Below are 15,996 nucleotides of genomic sequence, written 5' to 3'. Positions count from 1 at the left end.
AGAACGATTCTCTAAGGTGCTGAAGCACCAAGTGAATCGGTTCCGTACTATCTGTACTGTCTGCGGCTTCGTCGCCTTGTCCTGATTTAAAGTTAATCCACTATATTTCCCAGTCAACCCCAAAAAGGAAACCCTTATGGCTCAAATTACCTTCCACGACAACCCTGTCCATACTTCCGGCGACCTGCCCGCTGTCGGTCAAACCGCGCCTGCATTCAGCCTGACCGCTGCCGACCTGTCCGACAAAACTTTGGCGGATTTTGCGGGCAAACGCAAAGTATTGAACATTTTCCCAAGCGTCGACACCGGCGTGTGCGCCCAATCCGTGCGTACGTTTAACCAACGCGCGTCTTCTTTGGACAACGCGGTTGTGTTGTGCATTTCAGCCGATTTGCCGTTTGCCCAAGCACGCTTCTGCGGCGCGGAAGGTTTGGACAACGTTGTGAACCTGTCTACGTTCCGCAGCAGCTTTGCCGCCGATTACGGCGTCGCCCTGACCGACAGTCCGTTGCGCGGACTGACTGCGCGCGCCGTTGTGGTTTTGGACGAAAACGACAAAGTCCTGCACAGCGAACTGGTTGCCGAAATCGCCAACGAGCCTGATTACGACGCGGCTTTGGCTGTTTTGTAAACAAGGGTTTTAGAGCTGAAAAAGGTCGTCTGAAATGTTTCAGACGACCTTTTGTCTTTCTTCCTAAACTATTTCGCAGGCGGCTTCAATTCAAACACTTCGGGATGCGCCTTAAAATATTCTACGGCGATAAATCCGCCGCCGATGATGATTACCAGGAACACCGCCATGACAATCATGGCAAGGATGAATTTATCCGAAGGATGGGCGTCGGGCTTGCGTTTATCCGTCATTATTGTATCTCCGAGAGCCAGTCGCGGGCGGTGAGAAACTCGTTCAGCCGCGCTTCGGGCGAACCTTCTTTGGGCGCGTATCGATACTCGAAGCGCACCAAAGGCGGCATGGACATCAAAATGCTTTCCGTGCGTCCGCCGCTTTGCAGGCCGAACAGCGTGCCCCTGTCCCAAACCAAATTAAATTCCACATAACGCCCGCGCCGGTAAAGCTGGAAATCACGCTCGCGTTCGCCGTATGGCGTGTTTTTGCGTTTCGCCACAATCGGCAAATACGCTTCGATGTAGCCTTCGCCGACTGCCTTGATGAAATTCAGGCAGGTGTCGAAATTCCAGCGGTTCAAATCGTCGAAAAACAAACCGCCCACGCCGCGCGTTTCGCCGCGGTGTTTCAGGTAAAAATACTCGTCGCACCATTTTTTGAACTCGGGATAAACCGCTTCCCCAAACGGCGCGCACACGTCCCGCGCGACCGTGTGCCAATGCAAAATATCTTCTTCAAACGGATAAAACGGCGTCAAATCAAAGCCGCCGCCGAACCACCACACAGGCTCGCCGCCTTCCGGATACGCGATAAAAAAGCGCACGTTCGCATGGCTGGTCGGTACATACGGATTTTTCGGATGAATCACCAGCGACACGCCCATTGCCTCAAACGCCGCGCCCGCCAGTTCAGGGCGGTGCGCCGTCGCCGAAGCGGGCATTTTGCTGCCTTTCACATGCGAAAAATTCACGCCCGCCTGCTCGAATACCGCGCCGTTTTTCAATACGCGGGTTTCGCCCACGCCCAATTTACCCGTCCATTCTTCACGCGCAAACACCGCCCCGCCGTCTTCTTGCTCAAGCGCGGCGCAGATTTGGTTTTGCAGGTTTTTCAATACGGTTAAAACGGCTTCGGTGTGCATGGCGGGTTCCTTATGGATGGGGTCGTCTGAAAACCGTATTTTAATACGGCGCGCCGGATATTTATCAGAATTGCTGAAAAACGGGATGAAACAAAGTTCGCAATCTCTCAAAAGGTCGTCTGAAACCTTGGATTTAAGCTTTCAGACGACCTCTTTGATTTTCTCAACCCTGTTTGCGCCTCGTCTGAAAAAACGCCTGCAAAACGGCTTTGCATTCGTCTTCCAAGATACCGCCTTTGATTGCCGTGTGTTTGTTCAGCAGCGGATTGGCAAACAGATTGACAACGCTGCCTGCCGCGCCGGTTTTCGGTTCTGCCGCGCCGTAGATGACGCGGTGGACGCGGGCCTGGATGATGGCGGAGGCGCACATGGCGCAGGGTTCGAGCGTGATGTAGAGGTCGCAGCCGTCGAGGCGGTAGTTTTGGAGGGCGGCACCTGCGGCGGCAAGGGCGCAGATTTCGGCGTGGCGGCTGATGTCGTGGTCGCTGACGCAGGTGTTGTGGGCGGTGGCGATGATTTGGTTGTTGGAGACGACGACCGCGCCGACGGGGATTTCGCCGATGCGGGCGGATTGTTCTGCCTGCGCCAAGGCGGCGCGCATGAAGGTTTCCATTTCAGACGACGTGGGGAAAACGGCGACGGGCGGATGGTTTTTAAGGGCTTGTTCCAAAGCGGTTTTCTGCGTTTGCGGCAGCTCTTGCGGTTTGATGCCGAGCAGCAGGGCTTCGAGTTGCCAAAGCGTGCTGCGGGTGACGGTCAGTCCGGCAGCTTTGAGCAGCAGAAAGGCTTGGACGGAACCGGTGTCACGCAGCTCCTCTACGCTGCGGATGCCGAGGGCTTGCAGGGCGGCTAAGGTTCGCGGGGCGACGGGCGGCGTGGTCAACAGGGTCGACATGGCGTTTTAGATTTGGAAATGGCGGCGGACGAGTGCCAAGGTCGTCTGAACGTGGTTGCCGTCAGTGTAGGGGTCGATGCTGTGCGCCAATGGGATTTTGCGCAGCCAAGTGAGTTGGCGTTTGGCAAGCTGGCGGGTGGCGGCGATGCCTTTTTCGACAAAGGTGTCGTAATCGGTCAAGCCTTCGAGGTAATCCCATGCCTGCCGGTAGCCGACGCAGCGCATGGCGGGCATATCGGCGGCCAGCTCGGGATATTTTTGGCGCAGGGCGCGCATTTCGTCGATGAAGCCTTGTTCCAGCATTTGTGTAAAACGGCGGGCGATGTTGTCGTGCAGCAAGGCGCGGTTTTCGGGAATCAGGGCGGTGGTGCAAAGGTCGAGCGGCGGGGTGTAGTCGGCTTTTTCGGCAAAATGCGCACTCAAGGGTTTGCCGGTCAGGTGGTACACTTCCAAAGCGCGTTCGATACGTTGGCTGTCGTTCGGTTTCAGACGACCTGCGGTTTCAGGGTCTATGGTTTGCAGGTTTTGATACAGATGCGCCAAGCCGTATCGTTGTTTTTCTTCCTGCAACCGGGCGCGCACAGCGGCATCGGCTTCGGGCAGGTCGTTCAAGCCTTCGGTCAGCGCGTGGAAATACATCATCGTACCGCCGACAATCAAAGGCAGCCTGCCGCGCGCGCGGATTTCCTCCGCCAGCCGCACGCAGTCGCCGACAAACTCCGCCGCGCTGTAAGACTCCGTCGGCGGGATGATGTCGATAAGGTGGTGCGGCACGGCTTCAAGCTCGGCAGCCGTCGGCTTTGCCGTGCCGATGTCCATATCGCGGTACACCAGCGCGGAATCGAGGCTGATGATTTCAACCGGCAGGGCTTCGGCGATTTTCAAGGCAAGCGCGGTTTTCCCGCCGGCAGTCGGGCCGAGGATGGCAAAGGCTTTTGGGGTGTTCATATCAAAAGGGGCATGGGGAAACGGACGGATTATAGCAAAAGGTCGTCTGAAATCATTGCTTCATTCATGATAAATATCTGTATCGACACCCGATTTCCCTCAATTTTTCTCAACCTGCGACAGACTCGAAATATCGGCCTGCCCTAGTTTCTTTAATCTAAAGCAGGTAAAATGGCAGCCGTTGCCTGATGCGGGCGAACACCCGCACCATCCGACGAACACTACCAAAATACAATCATATATAAATAATTTAGGAGCACTAAAATGGAACATAAGCTGCCACAACTGCCTTATGAACTGGACGCATTGTCCCCACATCTGAGCAAAGAGACTTTGGAGTTCCACTACGGCAAACACCATCAAACCTACATCACCAATCTGAACAATCAAATCAAAGGTACCGAATTTGAAAACCTGCCTTTGGAAGAGATTGTGAAAAAATCTTCAGGCGGCGTGTTCAACAACGCAGCCCAAACTTGGAACCACACCTTCTACTGGCTGGGTTTCACGCCCAAAGGTCAAGGCAAACCTTCCGGCGAGCTGGCCGCCGCCATCGACGCCAAATGGGGCAGCTTCGAGAAATTCCAAGAAGCATTCTCCGCTTGTGCGGCAGGTACTTTCGGCTCCGGTTGGGCATGGCTGGTGAAAACCCCTGCCGACGAATTGGATTTGGTTTCCACTTCCAACGCGGCAACTCCGCTGACCACTGAAAACACTCCGCTGCTGACCTGCGACGTATGGGAACACGCCTACTACATCGACTACCGCAACAGCCGCCCCAACTACCTGAAAGGTTTCTGGGAAATCGTCAACTGGGACGAAGTCGCCAAACGCTTTGCTGCTTAAGTTGAACGTTTAAAATAAAAGGTCGTCTGAAATCAATTTTCAGACGACCTTTTTGTTAGGCAACGCGGTATCAAAATTTCTTCATATAGTGGATTAACTTTAAACCAGTACGGCGTTGCCTCGCCTTGTCCTGATTTAAATTTAATCCACTATACCCGCTATTGATTTGGCTTTAGCATCAGCCTCTTTTCGCTGGACGGCTTGGTTTCGAGCCGAAAGAATCGTTGGCTTTACGTTTGCCTTTGAAGCCTTCGCCGCCTTTCTTAAATCCTTCTTTTTTGAAACCTTCGCCGCGCGATTTGCCGCCGAAGCCTTCTTTGCCCGGTTTCTTATCGCCGCGCCAGCCGCCGGATTTTCTATCGCCCCAGCCGCCTTTGCCTTTCGGCTTGCCGCCTGCGGATTTGCGCTTGCGGGTCGGTTCCATGCCTTCGACGGTCAGCTCAGGCAATTTACGGCCGATGTATTTTTCGATTTTGTGTACTTTGACGTATTCGTTCACTTCGGCGAAGGTAATCGCAATACCCGTGCGCCCTGCCCGTCCGGTGCGGCCGATGCGGTGGACGTAGTCTTCCGCCTGTTTCGGCAGGTCGTAGTTGATGACGTGGGTAATGGTCGGCACGTCGATACCGCGTGCGGCAACGTCGGTGGCAACCAAAATTTTGCAGCGGCCTTTACGCAAATCCATCAGCGTGCGGTTGCGCCAGCCTTGCGGCATGTCGCCGTGCAGGCAGTTGGCGGCGAAACCTTTTTCGTACAAATCGTCGGCGATGACTTCGGTCATGGCTTTGGTGGACGTGAAAATCACGCATTGATCGATGTTGGCGTCGCGCAGGATGTGGTCGAGCAGGCGGTTTTTGTGGCGCATATCGTCGCAATACAGCAGTTGCTCTTCGATTTTGCCTTGGTCGTCCACGCGCTCGACTTCGATGATTTCAGGGTTTTTCGTCAGTTTGCGCGCCAGCTTACCGACCGCGCCGTCCCAAGTGGCGGAGAATAATAAAGTCTGACGGTCAGTCGGAGTCGCTTCGACGATGGTTTCGATGTCGTCGATAAAGCCCATGTCCAGCATACGGTCGGCTTCGTCCAAAATCAGCACTTCCAAGCGGTCAAAATCGACCTTGCCGCTTTGCATCAAATCCATCAGACGGCCCGGCGTGGCGACAATCAGGTCGACCGGTTTGCTCAGGGCGCGGGTTTGGTAGCCGAAAGATGCGCCGCCGACGATGCTGACGGTGCGGAACCAACGCATATTTTTGGCGTACGCCAGCGCGTTTTTCTCGACTTGCGCCGCCAATTCACGGGTCGGCGTCAACACCAACGCGCGCGGGCCTTTGCCCGGTTTTTCGCTGCGTTTGGTCAGCCGCTGCAACGTCGGCAGCAGGAAGGCGGCGGTTTTACCGGAGCCGGTTTGCGCCGAAGCCATGATGTCGCGGCCTTCCAAAGCAAACGGAATGGCTTGCGCCTGAATCGGCGTCGGGCTTTCGTAACCCTCGCTGCGCACGGCGGACAAGATGTTTTTATCAAGGTTCAAATCGGCAAATTTAATAGACATGGCTATCCTAAAGAGACAACAACGCGCACGTCTGAACGGTTTTCAGACGACCTGAAGCAAAGGAAAGTAACGATACGGGAAATGTGAAGTTACAGGGTTGTCGCAAGCATCTTGCTTGTGGTTAACATCGACGACAACCTGCACAGAAAGGCTTGGCAAATCAGCAAGCAATAAAAGAAACGCGCCCGAAACGGCGGTTTAGGTTGGAAGACGATGGCTTCGTATAAAAAGGCGAACGGCGGATAATATCGATTTTATGGACAACGGTCAAGCAAAAAGGCATCAAGTGCGTTAAAATCCAAACCCTTCCCAATCCTCATTCAGGCCGTCTGAAACCATGACCGACATCACACCCTTCGCCAACCGCATGGGCAAAAACATCAAACACCTCATGAAATGGGCGAAACGCAACGGCATTGAAGCCTGGCGCATTTACGACCGCGACATCCCCCAATTCCCTTTTGCCGTCGATGTTTACGGCGACCAAATCCACCTTCAGGAATACGATACCGGCTGGCTGATGCAGCCCGAAGAATACGAAGCGTGGCTTGCCGAAGTCTTGGAAGCCGTCGCCTTCGTTACCGGTTTTGCGCCCGAACAAATCCACCTCAAACGCCGCGAACGCCAAAAAGGCTTGCTGCAATACGAGAAAACCGGCAAAACCGGCGACGATTTCGTCATCACCGAAAACGGCCGCAAATTTTGGGTCAACCTCGACAAATACCTCGACACCGGCCTCTTCCTCGACCACCGCAACACGCGCAAAAAAGTCGGCGAAACCGCAGCGGGCAAACGCTTCCTCAACCTGTTTTCCTACACCGGCAGCTTCACCGTCTATGCCGCCACCGGCGGCGCGGCGTCCAGCGAAACCGTCGATTTGTCCAACACTTATCTCGATTGGGCGAAACGCAATTTCGAACTCAACGGCATCAGCCCCGAGCAACACAAAATCGTCCGCGCCGACGTGTTCCAATACCTGCAAAACGCCGCTGCCGACGGCAAACAGTTCGACCTCATCGTCATGGATCCGCCCAGCTTCTCCAACAGCAAAAAGATGCTCGACATCCTCGACATCCAGCGCGACCACAAAAAGCTGATTGACGGCGCGATGAACCTGCTCGCTTCAGGCGGCCTTTTGTACTTCTCCAACAACTTGCGCAGCTTCGTCTTGGACGATTCGGTATCGGAACAATACGCCGTCAAAGACATTTCCAAACAATCCGTTCCCGACGATTTCCGCAACAAGAAAATCCATCAGTGTTGGGAAATCAGGCACAAAGCCTGACTGTCCTCGTCGTTGGTTGAAATACCCAACGGTTTATCTGCACAAAGGTCGTCTGAAAACTCCGTTTGGTGTTTTCAGACGACCTTTTCTCAATATAGGCAGGCATCACGCCGCCCCTTCACGGTATAATCCGCCCCATATCACTTCACAACAAGGAACACACAAGATGGATTGGAAAGGACGCGAACAGAGTCAAAACGTAGAAGACCGACGCGGCAGCAGCGGTGGAGGCGGCGGCGGTAGGACGCCCGGCATCCTCGGCATCATCGTCGTTTTGATCGGCGCTTATTACGGCGTCGATTTGAGCGGCTTGGTCGGCACGCCTTCCATGGGTACGGGTTCAACCCAAACCTCCCAGCTCAAACCTCAAGAAGAAGCCGAACTGAACGAACTTGCCCGCGTCGTCCTCGCCGATACGGAAAAAGCCTGGGGCAGCTATTTCAAGCAACACGGACAAAATTACACCCCGACCACGCTGGTGTTATACAACGGCGGTACATCCACCGCCTGCGGCATGGGTCAATCGGCAATGGGGCCGTTTTACTGCCCGGGCGACCAAAAAGTCTATCTCGACTTAGACTTTTATAGGGATATGCAGACCAAACTCAACTCTGCCAGCGATGCCGCGTTTGCCTACGTCATCGCACACGAAGTCGGACACCACATCCAAAACCTGCTCGGCATCCTGCCCAAAATCCACAGAATGCAGCAACAGGTCGGCAAAAAAGAAGCTAATGCCCTTTCCGTCAAACTCGAATTGCAGGCAGACTGCTACGCGGGCATTTGGGGGCATTACGCCGTCAACAATAATATCTTCAAACCCGAAGACATCCCCAAAGCCATGCTGGCTGCCGAATCCGTCGGCGACGACCGCCTGCAGAAAGACGGGCAGGGCTATGTTGTTCCCGACAGCTTTACACACGGCTCGTCCGAACAGCGCATGGCATGGCTCAAACGCGGTTTGGACAGCGGCGACATCAATCAATGCAACACTTTCGGCAATTGATCGAAACCGCAGTGAATGGTTATTTGATATAACCCCCAAAGGTCGTCTGAAAGCCTTCAGACGACCTTTGCCTATGTTAGAATAAGCCCGTTTTCCATTCACAATCACAAAGGAAACCATCATGGCAAACATTGCCCGCGACATCTTCAAAGCCTACGACATCCGAGGCATTGTCGGCAAAACCCTGACCAACGAAGCCGCCTACCTTATCGGCAAAGCCATCGCAACCCGAGCCGCCGAAAAAGGCATTACCCGCATCGCACTCGGACGCGACGGACGCTTGAGCGGTCCCGAACTGATGGAACACATCCAGCGCGGCTTTACCGACAGCGGCATCGACGTCCTCAATGTCGGCATGGTCGCCACCCCCATGCTGTATTTCGCCGCCATCAACGAATGCGGCGGCAGCGGCGTGATGATTACCGGCAGCCACAACCCGCCCGATTACAACGGCTTCAAAATGATGCTCGGCGGCGACACCCTCGCAGGCGAAGCCATCCAAGAACTGCTTGCCCTGATCGAAGCCGACAAACTAACCGCTTCCGACAAAAAAGGCAGCGTAACCGAAAAAGACATTTCCGGCGAATACCACAATCACATCGTCGGCCACGTCAAACTCAAACGCCCCATGAAAATCGCCATCGACGCGGGCAACGGCGTGGGCGGCGCATTCGCAGGCAAGCTCTACAAAGGTTTGGGCAACGAAGTGACCGAACTTTTCTGCGAAGTGGACGGCAATTTCCCCAACCACCATCCCGACCCTTCCAAACCGAAAAACCTGCAAGATTTGATTGCCGCACTGAAAAACAGCGACGCCGAAATCGGCTTGGCTTTTGACGGCGATGCCGACCGCTTGGGCGTCGTGACCAAAGACGGCAACATTATTTATCCCGACCGCCAGCTCATGCTGTTCGCCCAAGACGTTTTGAGCCGCAACCCCGGCGCGAAAGTCATCTTCGACGTCAAATCCACCCGCCTGCTGGCTCCGTGGATTAAAGAACACGGCGGCGAAGCCGTCATGGAAAAAACCGGCCACAGCTTCATCAAGTCCACCATGAAAAAAACCGGTGCGCTGGTGGCCGGCGAAATGAGCGGACATATCTTCTTCAAAGAACGCTGGTTCGGCTTCGACGACGGCATGTACGCCGGCGCGCGCCTCTTGGAAATCCTGTCTGCCTTCGACAATCCGTCCGAAGTGTTGAACAACCTGCCGCAAAGCATTTCCACGCCCGAACTCAACATCGACCTGCCCGAAGGCAGCAACGGCCATCAGGTTATCGACGAACTTGCCGCCAAAGCCAAATTCGAAGGCGCGACCGAAATCATCACCATCGACGGCCTGCGCGTAGAATTCCCCGACGGCTTCGGTCTGATGCGCGCCTCGAATACCACGCCGATTTTGGTGTTGCGTTTCGAGGCGGATTCCGACGAAGCCATCGGGCGGATTCAAAACCAGTTCAAAGCCGTCATAGAAAGCAATCCCGCGCTGAAATGGCCACTGTAAACGGTTAACGCTTTAAAGCTCGAAAGGTCGTCTGAAAACGAGTATTCCCGTTTTCAGACGACCTTTTGTTTCGATGTTTATGCCCTTCAAACTTATAGCGGATTAAATTTAAATCAGGACAAGGCGACGAAGCCGCAGACAGTACAGATAGTACGGAACCGATTCACTTGGTGCTTCAGCACCTTAGAGAATCGTTCTCTTTGAGCTAAGGCGAGGTAACGCCGTACTGGTTTAAAGTTAATCCACTATATTTCGATGTTTCCGCTCTTTAAACTCAGTCAGGACAACACCCTATTCTTCCAAGCCAATACGCCCAAACTTCCCCATCAACGACCTTTGACTTCCATCAAACAAAATTATCTTCTTCAAAAACGCCCGTTGTCCTTTACCCAAGAAAATAAATGCGTTCACCTCCTCATCCAATACCCAAATATTGCTTATTGGATAAATACACAGCCGACACCGCGGCAAATTATTGTTCAAAACATAAAGAATAGGGCCATTTATCTAAAAAATAACCACCCAATTAACATTAAATACCAAACATTCAAACCCACTCCAACCCATATAAAAAAATCCATGCCGTTTTCAGACGACCCCAACCCGATTAAAAGCCTATTTTCCCAACCATTTCAGGCTACTATGCACAAACAGCTTCTTACAGTATGATGGACTTCTCAATTTTGCCTTAAGCCTGCATGCGTTTCAGGGGCGCAGGCAGCAGGAATCAGGCTTCCAAACAAATCCAACCTCAACTCGGAGTAAACATCATGTTGACCCAGACCCAACAGGTCGATTTGACCCTGCATCATCTCAAAGAGCGCGCCTTGGCAGAATATAGCCCCAAACAGCGTGCGACCGTCGAAGCTTCCGAAGACTGGAAACAGTTTGACCGGCGTTTGAACGAGCATTTTCCCAAGCTGATGCACGAGCTGGACAACGTTTACAACGACAACGAAGCCGTCCTGCCCATGCTGGAACAACTGATTGCCCAAGCATGGCAAAGCTATTCCCAACGCGACAAGTCTCTGAAAGCCATCGATGCCGCACGTGAGAATGACCCCGATTGGATTTTGTCCAATAAACAGGTCGGCGGCGTGTGTTATGTCGATTTGTTCGCGGGCGATTTGAAAGGCTTGAAAGCAAAAATCCCTTATTTTCAAGAGCTGGGGCTGACCTATCTGCACATGATGCCGCTGTTTAAATGCCCTGAAGGCAAGAGCGACGGCGGCTATGCGGTCAGCAGCTACCGCGACGTCAATCCGGCTTTGGGTACGATAGACGATTTGCGCGATGTCATTGCCGCGCTGCACGAAGCAGGCATTTCCGCCGTCGTCGATTTCATCTTCAACCACACTTCCAACGAACACGAATGGGCGAAACGCTGTGCCGCCGGCGACCCGCTTTTCGACAATTTCTACTATATCTTCCCCGACCGCTGGATGCCCGACCAATACGACCGCACCCTGCGCGAAATCTTCCCCGACCAGCATCCGGGCGGCTTCTCCCAATTGGAAGACGGACGCTGGGTATGGACGACGTTCAATTCCTTCCAATGGGATTTGAATTACAGCAATCCATGGGTATTCCGCGCCATGGCGGGCGAAATGATGTTCCTCGCCAATCTGGGCGTCGACATCCTGCGTATGGACGCCGTTGCCTTCATTTGGAAACAAATGGGTACGGATTGCGAAAACCTGCCGCAAGCCCACGCCTTAATCCGCGCGTTCAACGCCGTCATGCGCATCGCCGCACCTGCCGTGTTCTTCAAATCCGAAGCCATCGTCCACCCCGACCAAGTCGTCCAATACATCGGACAAGACGAATGCCAAATCGGCTACAACCCGCTGCAAATGGCATTGCTGTGGAACACCCTCGCCACCCGCGAAGTCAACCTGCTCCACCAAGCCCTCTCCTACCGCCACAACCTGCCCGACCATACCGCATGGGTCAACTACGTCCGCAGCCATGACGACATCGGCTGGACGTTCGCCGACGAAGACGCATCACAATTCGGCATCCACGGCTACGACCACCGCCAATTCCTCAACCGCTTCTTCGTCAACCATTTCGACGGCAGCTTCGCGCGCGGCGTCCCCTTCCAATACAACCCCAACACCGGCGACTGCCGTGTCAGCGGTACTGCCGCCGCCCTGGCAGGTTTGGCGCAACATGACCCACACGCTGTTGACCGCATCAAACTTTTGTACAGCATCGCCCTGAGTACCGGCGGCCTGCCCCTGATTTATCTCGGCGACGAAGTCGGCACGCTCAACGACGACGATTGGTCGAACGACCGCAACAAGAGCGACGACAGCCGCTGGGCGCACCGTCCGCGTTACAACGCCGAGTTGTACGAACAGCGCCACGACCCGTCAACCGCGGCAGGACAAATCTATCAAAGCCTGCGCCACATGATAGACATCCGCCAAAACAACCCGCGTTTGAACGGCGGCCGTCTGGTTACTTTCAACACCAACAACAAACACATCATCGGCTACATCCGCAACAACGCGCTGTTGGCGTTCGGCAACTTCAGCGAACACCCGCAAACCATCAGCGCGCACACCCTGCAAGCCATGCCCGCCCGCGTCAAAGACCTCATCAGCGGCGAAACCGTGGCACTGAATCAGGATTTGGTGCTGCGCCCCTACCAAGTGATGTGGCTCGAAATCGCCTGATGATTGAAGCAGCTTAAAAACGCAAAGGTCGTCTGAAAACCGGTATTTTCCTGTTTTCAGACGACCTTTTCGACAAAATAAATGTTCCACACACAACCTGCCCACCGCCTTTCCCCATAGGCGCAACCCGCTCGTTTCTTCATCTTCAAGTCAACAAATCTGTCAAAAATCCATTCATTCAACAGTCATCCGGTTCTCATCCCAAAGCCTGAAAAACACCAAGCCGCCTTTCAGACGACCTCCTGCCAAATCAGTTACAATTCATCCCTATGAACAAAACCGAATCAAACGTTTCGGAAACGCCGCCTGTCCGCCCGTCCCGATGGCTGCCCCTGCTGTTGGCGATTGCGATTTTCATGCAAATGCTGGACGCGACGATTCTGAATACCGCCCTGCCCGAAATCGCCAAAGATTTCAATGTATCGCCGCTCAATATGCAGCTGGCGGCGATTTCCTATACGCTGACCGTTGCCCTGCTGATTCCTTTAAGCGGCTATTTGGTGGACAGGTTCGGCACCAAAAACGTATTTTTCGGTTCGATCGGCATTTTCATGCTCGGATCGGCATTGTGTGCGGCGGCAGCCAATCTGCCCATGCTGGTGATGGCGCGGGTGATTCAGGGCATAGGCGGGTCGATGTTGGTACCCGTACCGCGCCTGACGATTTTGCGCGTGTACGACAAATCCCAACTCTTAAACGCCATCAATTATGCCGTCATGCCTGCGCTGATCGGCCCGATATTCGGACCTTTGGTCGGCGGCTATTTGGTCGAATACGCATCTTGGCATTGGATTTTCCTGATGAACCTGCCCATAGGGCTGCTCGGCGTTTTGCTGGGCTGGCGGATTATGCCCGATGTCAAAGGCGAAAATACGGTTCTGGACTTGAGTGGCTACCTGACTTTCGCTTCGGCGGCGTGTCTCTTGATGTTGGCGGTGGAAATGGTGTCCCATTCTGGTGCGGTTTGGTTTTCACTCCTACTCGCGCTCGGCGGTACGGCATTTGCCCTGCTCTACTACCGCCACATGAAAACCGCCGCCAACCCGATTTATGCGGCGGATTTATTCCAAGTCCGCACCTTCCGGCTGGGTCTGACAGGCAATCTGTTCAGCCGGCTCGGCATCAGTTCCATCCCCTTTTTGCTGCCGCTATTGTTCCAAGTCGCGTTCGGCTTTGCCGCCAGCGTATCCGGCTGGCTGGTCGCGCCCGTCGCTTTCGCCTCGCTTGTTGTCAAACCGCTCATCAAGCCCCTGATGTCGCGCTTCGGCTACCGCAGCGTGTTGATTTGGAACACGCGCCTCCTCGCCATATTGATTATGCTGCTTGCCCTACCCGACGCCGACACGTCCTTAAGCGTCTGGATAGTCCTGCTGCTCCTCATCGGCACCTGCAACTCCATCCAGTTTTCCGCCATGAATACCCTGACCATCGCCGACCTGCGCGCGCACCAAACCGGCAGCGGCAACAGCCTGATGGCGGTCAACCAACAACTCGCCATCAGCCTCGGCATTGCGCTCGGCGCGCTTATCCTGCAAAACTGGTCGCAAAGCAGCTTCACCGCAGGCAACCTCCACCTCTCATTCCGCCTTACCCTGCTTTCCATCGGTTTGATTACACTCGTCTCCAGCACCATATTCAGCCGCCTGCACATTTCCGACGGACGCAACCTAACGACTTCAAAAAAATAGGTTAAAATGCGAACCGTATAAACATCGAACTTCTTTTCAGACGACCCTTCTAAATAAAAATACCGTTTCAGCGAAAAAGGTCGTCTGAAACGCCCTCAAGAATGAAAAAAATCCATCTCATCCTTATGCTTCCGGTTTTTCTGACAGGTTGCGCCGGCCTGCCCTCACTGGACGATCGCCCTGAAAGCCACTACCTCGACATCCGTTCCGCCCCGCGCATGGATGCCCTGCTCAACACCGCCACTGCCAAAACCGGCGGCGATATTTCCAATGTCTATCTGCTCAACGACGCGCACGAAGCCTTCGTCGCCCGCGCCGCCCTGATTGAAGCCGCCGACCACACCCTGGATCTCCAATACTACATCTGGCACAACGACATCTCCGGCAAGCTCATGTTCAACCTGATCCACCGTGCCGCCGAACGCGGCGTGCGCGTGCGCCTGCTGCTGGACGACAACAACACCAACGGCCTGGACAACGTCCTGCTCGCCCTCGACAGCCATCCCAATATCGAAATCCGCCTGTTCAACCCCTTCGTCCGCCGCAAATGGCGCGCGCTGGGCTATTTGACCGACTTCCCCCGCCTCAACCGCCGGATGCACAACAAATCCTTCACCGCCGACAACCGCGCCACCATCCTCGGCGGGCGCAATATCGGCGACGAATATTTCAAAGTCGGCGAAGACACCATCTTCGCCGACCTCGACATCCTCGCCACCGGCCGCGTCGTGACCGAAGTTTCCCAAGACTTCGACCGCTATTGGGCAAGCCATTCCTCCTACACTGTCGCCAGCATCATCAAAAAAGGCGATATCGAAAAAGGCTTCCAAGAGCTGGGTTACAACGACAAAGACAAAAACGAAACCCTCAGCCGCTACCGCAGCAGCATCGAAAATTCCGAACTCTACAAAAAAATGCAGAGCAACAGCATAGACTGGCAAAGCGTCCACACCCGCCTGATCAGCGACGACCCCGCCAAAGGGCTGGACCGCGACCGCCACAAACCGCCCATTTTCGACCGCATGCAAAACGCCCTGAAAACGCCCGAAAAAAGCGTCTATCTCGTTTCGCCCTATTTCGTTCCCACCAAATCAGGCGTGCGCGCGCTCGACCAACTCGTCCAAAACGGCGTGGACGTAACCGTCCTGACCAACTCGCTCCAAGCGACCGATGTCGCCGCCGTCCATTCAGGCTACGTCAAATACCGCAAGCCCCTGCTCAAAGTCGGTGTCAAACTCTACGAGCTGCAACCCAACCACGCCGTCCCCACCACCAAAGACCGCGGTCTGACCGGCAGTTCCGCCACCAGCCTGCACGCCAAAACCTTCATCGTGGACGAAAAACGCGTCTTCATCGGCTCATTCAACCTCGACCCGCGCTCCGCCAGACTCAACACCGAAATGGGCGTCGTCCTCGAAAGCCCCAAAATCGCAGGCGAAATGCAGCGCACCCTCGTCAATACCACCCCGAAATACGCCTATCAGGTTACCCTCGACAAATACAACAAACTTCACTGGTACGACCCCGCCACCCAAAAAACCTACTCCGCCGAGCCGGAAGCCAAATTCTGGAAACGCGTTACCTCCAAAATCCTCTCCATCCTGCCGATAGAAGGATTGCTGTAAGACCCAAACGAAAGGTCGTCTGAAAACCTGTATTTCAAGTTTTCAGACGACCTCAAAACAAAAATACGGACTAACCCATCACACAAATATAGTGGATTAAATTTAAACCAGGACAAGGCGACGAAGCCGCAGACAGTACGGATAGTACGGAACCGATTCACTTGGTGCTTCAGCACCTTAGAGAATCGTTCTCTTTG

Annotated in this window: 13 protein-coding genes; 8 read left to right on the top strand and 5 right to left on the bottom strand. The window is 54.4% G+C overall.

From position 1 onward, the window contains the following. Positions 1 to 136 precede the first annotated feature (136 nt). Entirely contained in the window at positions 137 to 631 is a 495-nt protein-coding gene (gene tpx / locus HMPREF1051_RS05035; RefSeq protein ID WP_003760119.1) for a thiol peroxidase, read from the top strand. A 68-nt stretch (positions 632 to 699) separates the two neighbouring features. Here the strand turns inward: tpx and HMPREF1051_RS14820 are convergent, their stop codons facing one another. The 4 genes from HMPREF1051_RS14820 to miaA form a co-directional block, all read right to left on the bottom strand. Then, on the bottom strand, positions 700 to 864 hold the full coding sequence (locus HMPREF1051_RS14820) for a hypothetical protein (protein WP_003765280.1): 165 nt from the start codon (positions 862 to 864) through the stop codon (positions 700 to 702). Then, complete coding sequence (gene hemF, locus HMPREF1051_RS05030; protein WP_036491957.1) at positions 864 to 1,769, bottom strand: oxygen-dependent coproporphyrinogen oxidase; 906 nt, start codon at positions 1,767 to 1,769, stop codon at positions 864 to 866. The genes HMPREF1051_RS14820 and hemF overlap by 1 nt, the downstream gene beginning before the upstream one ends. Positions 1,770 to 1,932: 163 nt before the next feature. Beyond that, on the bottom strand, positions 1,933 to 2,655 hold the full coding sequence (gene tadA, locus HMPREF1051_RS05025; RefSeq protein WP_036491963.1) for a tRNA adenosine(34) deaminase TadA: 723 nt from the start codon (positions 2,653 to 2,655) through the stop codon (positions 1,933 to 1,935). Positions 2,656 to 2,670: 15 nt separating this feature from the next. Next, complete coding sequence (miaA, locus tag HMPREF1051_RS05020; protein ID WP_003765266.1) at positions 2,671 to 3,612, bottom strand: tRNA (adenosine(37)-N6)-dimethylallyltransferase MiaA; 942 nt, start codon at positions 3,610 to 3,612, stop codon at positions 2,671 to 2,673. 264 nt (positions 3,613 to 3,876) lie between these two features. Here miaA and HMPREF1051_RS05015 point away from each other — a divergent pair, with 264 nt between their 5' ends. Beyond that, positions 3,877 to 4,458 (top strand): superoxide dismutase, encoded by a 582-nt coding sequence (locus HMPREF1051_RS05015; RefSeq protein WP_003765272.1) that lies wholly within the window; start codon positions 3,877 to 3,879, stop codon positions 4,456 to 4,458. A gap of 178 nt (positions 4,459 to 4,636) precedes the next feature. Here HMPREF1051_RS05015 and HMPREF1051_RS05010 read toward each other — a convergent pair whose 3' ends face one another. Then, on the bottom strand, positions 4,637 to 6,010 hold the full coding sequence (locus tag HMPREF1051_RS05010; protein WP_003765259.1) for a DEAD/DEAH box helicase: 1,374 nt from the start codon (positions 6,008 to 6,010) through the stop codon (positions 4,637 to 4,639). A gap of 337 nt (positions 6,011 to 6,347) precedes the next feature. Here HMPREF1051_RS05010 and HMPREF1051_RS05005 point away from each other — a divergent pair, with 337 nt between their 5' ends. From HMPREF1051_RS05005 to HMPREF1051_RS04975, 6 genes are all read left to right on the top strand, one after another. Further along, on the top strand, positions 6,348 to 7,295 hold the full coding sequence (locus tag HMPREF1051_RS05005) for a class I SAM-dependent methyltransferase (RefSeq protein ID WP_003765291.1): 948 nt from the start codon (positions 6,348 to 6,350) through the stop codon (positions 7,293 to 7,295). A 166-nt stretch (positions 7,296 to 7,461) separates the two neighbouring features. After that, complete coding sequence (locus HMPREF1051_RS05000) at positions 7,462 to 8,301, top strand: neutral zinc metallopeptidase (protein ID WP_003765287.1); 840 nt, start codon at positions 7,462 to 7,464, stop codon at positions 8,299 to 8,301. A gap of 121 nt (positions 8,302 to 8,422) precedes the next feature. Then, positions 8,423 to 9,805, top strand: a complete 1,383-nt coding sequence (locus HMPREF1051_RS04995) for a phosphomannomutase/phosphoglucomutase (RefSeq protein ID WP_003765284.1) — start codon at positions 8,423 to 8,425, stop codon at positions 9,803 to 9,805. Between the two features lie 770 nt (positions 9,806 to 10,575). Then, positions 10,576 to 12,486: an alpha-amylase family protein gene (locus HMPREF1051_RS04985; protein ID WP_036491954.1), complete on the top strand. Its 1,911-nt coding sequence runs from the start codon at positions 10,576 to 10,578 to the stop codon at positions 12,484 to 12,486. Between the two features lie 269 nt (positions 12,487 to 12,755). Beyond that, entirely contained in the window at positions 12,756 to 14,174 is a 1,419-nt protein-coding gene (locus tag HMPREF1051_RS04980) for an MFS transporter (RefSeq protein ID WP_003765282.1), read from the top strand. A gap of 101 nt (positions 14,175 to 14,275) precedes the next feature. Then, complete coding sequence (locus HMPREF1051_RS04975; protein WP_003765285.1) at positions 14,276 to 15,799, top strand: phospholipase D family protein; 1,524 nt, start codon at positions 14,276 to 14,278, stop codon at positions 15,797 to 15,799. Positions 15,800 to 15,996 lie beyond the last annotated feature (197 nt).

Origin of the sequence: Neisseria sicca VK64 (genome assembly GCF_000260655.1) — a bacterium.
In the GTDB taxonomy this organism is placed as follows: domain Bacteria; phylum Pseudomonadota; class Gammaproteobacteria; order Burkholderiales; family Neisseriaceae; genus Neisseria; species Neisseria sicca_B.
Note: the sequence above shows the minus strand (reverse complement) of the source record. Positions and strands in the feature narration are given on the sequence as shown.

Coding starts and splice junctions, on each gene's coding strand:
- tpx (WP_003760119.1), top strand. CDS start 137: ATGGCTCAAATTACCTTCCACGACAACCCTGTCCATACTTCCGGCGAC.
- hemF (WP_036491957.1), bottom strand. CDS start 1,769: ATGCACACCGAAGCCGTTTTAACCGTATTGAAAAACCTGCAAAACCAA.
- HMPREF1051_RS05000 (WP_003765287.1), top strand. CDS start 7,462: ATGGATTGGAAAGGACGCGAACAGAGTCAAAACGTAGAAGACCGACGC.
- HMPREF1051_RS05015 (WP_003765272.1), top strand. CDS start 3,877: ATGGAACATAAGCTGCCACAACTGCCTTATGAACTGGACGCATTGTCC.
- miaA (WP_003765266.1), bottom strand. CDS start 3,612: ATGAACACCCCAAAAGCCTTTGCCATCCTCGGCCCGACTGCCGGCGGG.
- HMPREF1051_RS14820 (WP_003765280.1), bottom strand. CDS start 864: ATGACGGATAAACGCAAGCCCGACGCCCATCCTTCGGATAAATTCATC.
- HMPREF1051_RS04975 (WP_003765285.1), top strand. CDS start 14,276: ATGAAAAAAATCCATCTCATCCTTATGCTTCCGGTTTTTCTGACAGGT.
- HMPREF1051_RS05005 (WP_003765291.1), top strand. CDS start 6,348: ATGACCGACATCACACCCTTCGCCAACCGCATGGGCAAAAACATCAAA.
- HMPREF1051_RS04985 (WP_036491954.1), top strand. CDS start 10,576: ATGTTGACCCAGACCCAACAGGTCGATTTGACCCTGCATCATCTCAAA.
- HMPREF1051_RS04980 (WP_003765282.1), top strand. CDS start 12,756: ATGAACAAAACCGAATCAAACGTTTCGGAAACGCCGCCTGTCCGCCCG.
- HMPREF1051_RS04995 (WP_003765284.1), top strand. CDS start 8,423: ATGGCAAACATTGCCCGCGACATCTTCAAAGCCTACGACATCCGAGGC.
- HMPREF1051_RS05010 (WP_003765259.1), bottom strand. CDS start 6,010: ATGTCTATTAAATTTGCCGATTTGAACCTTGATAAAAACATCTTGTCC.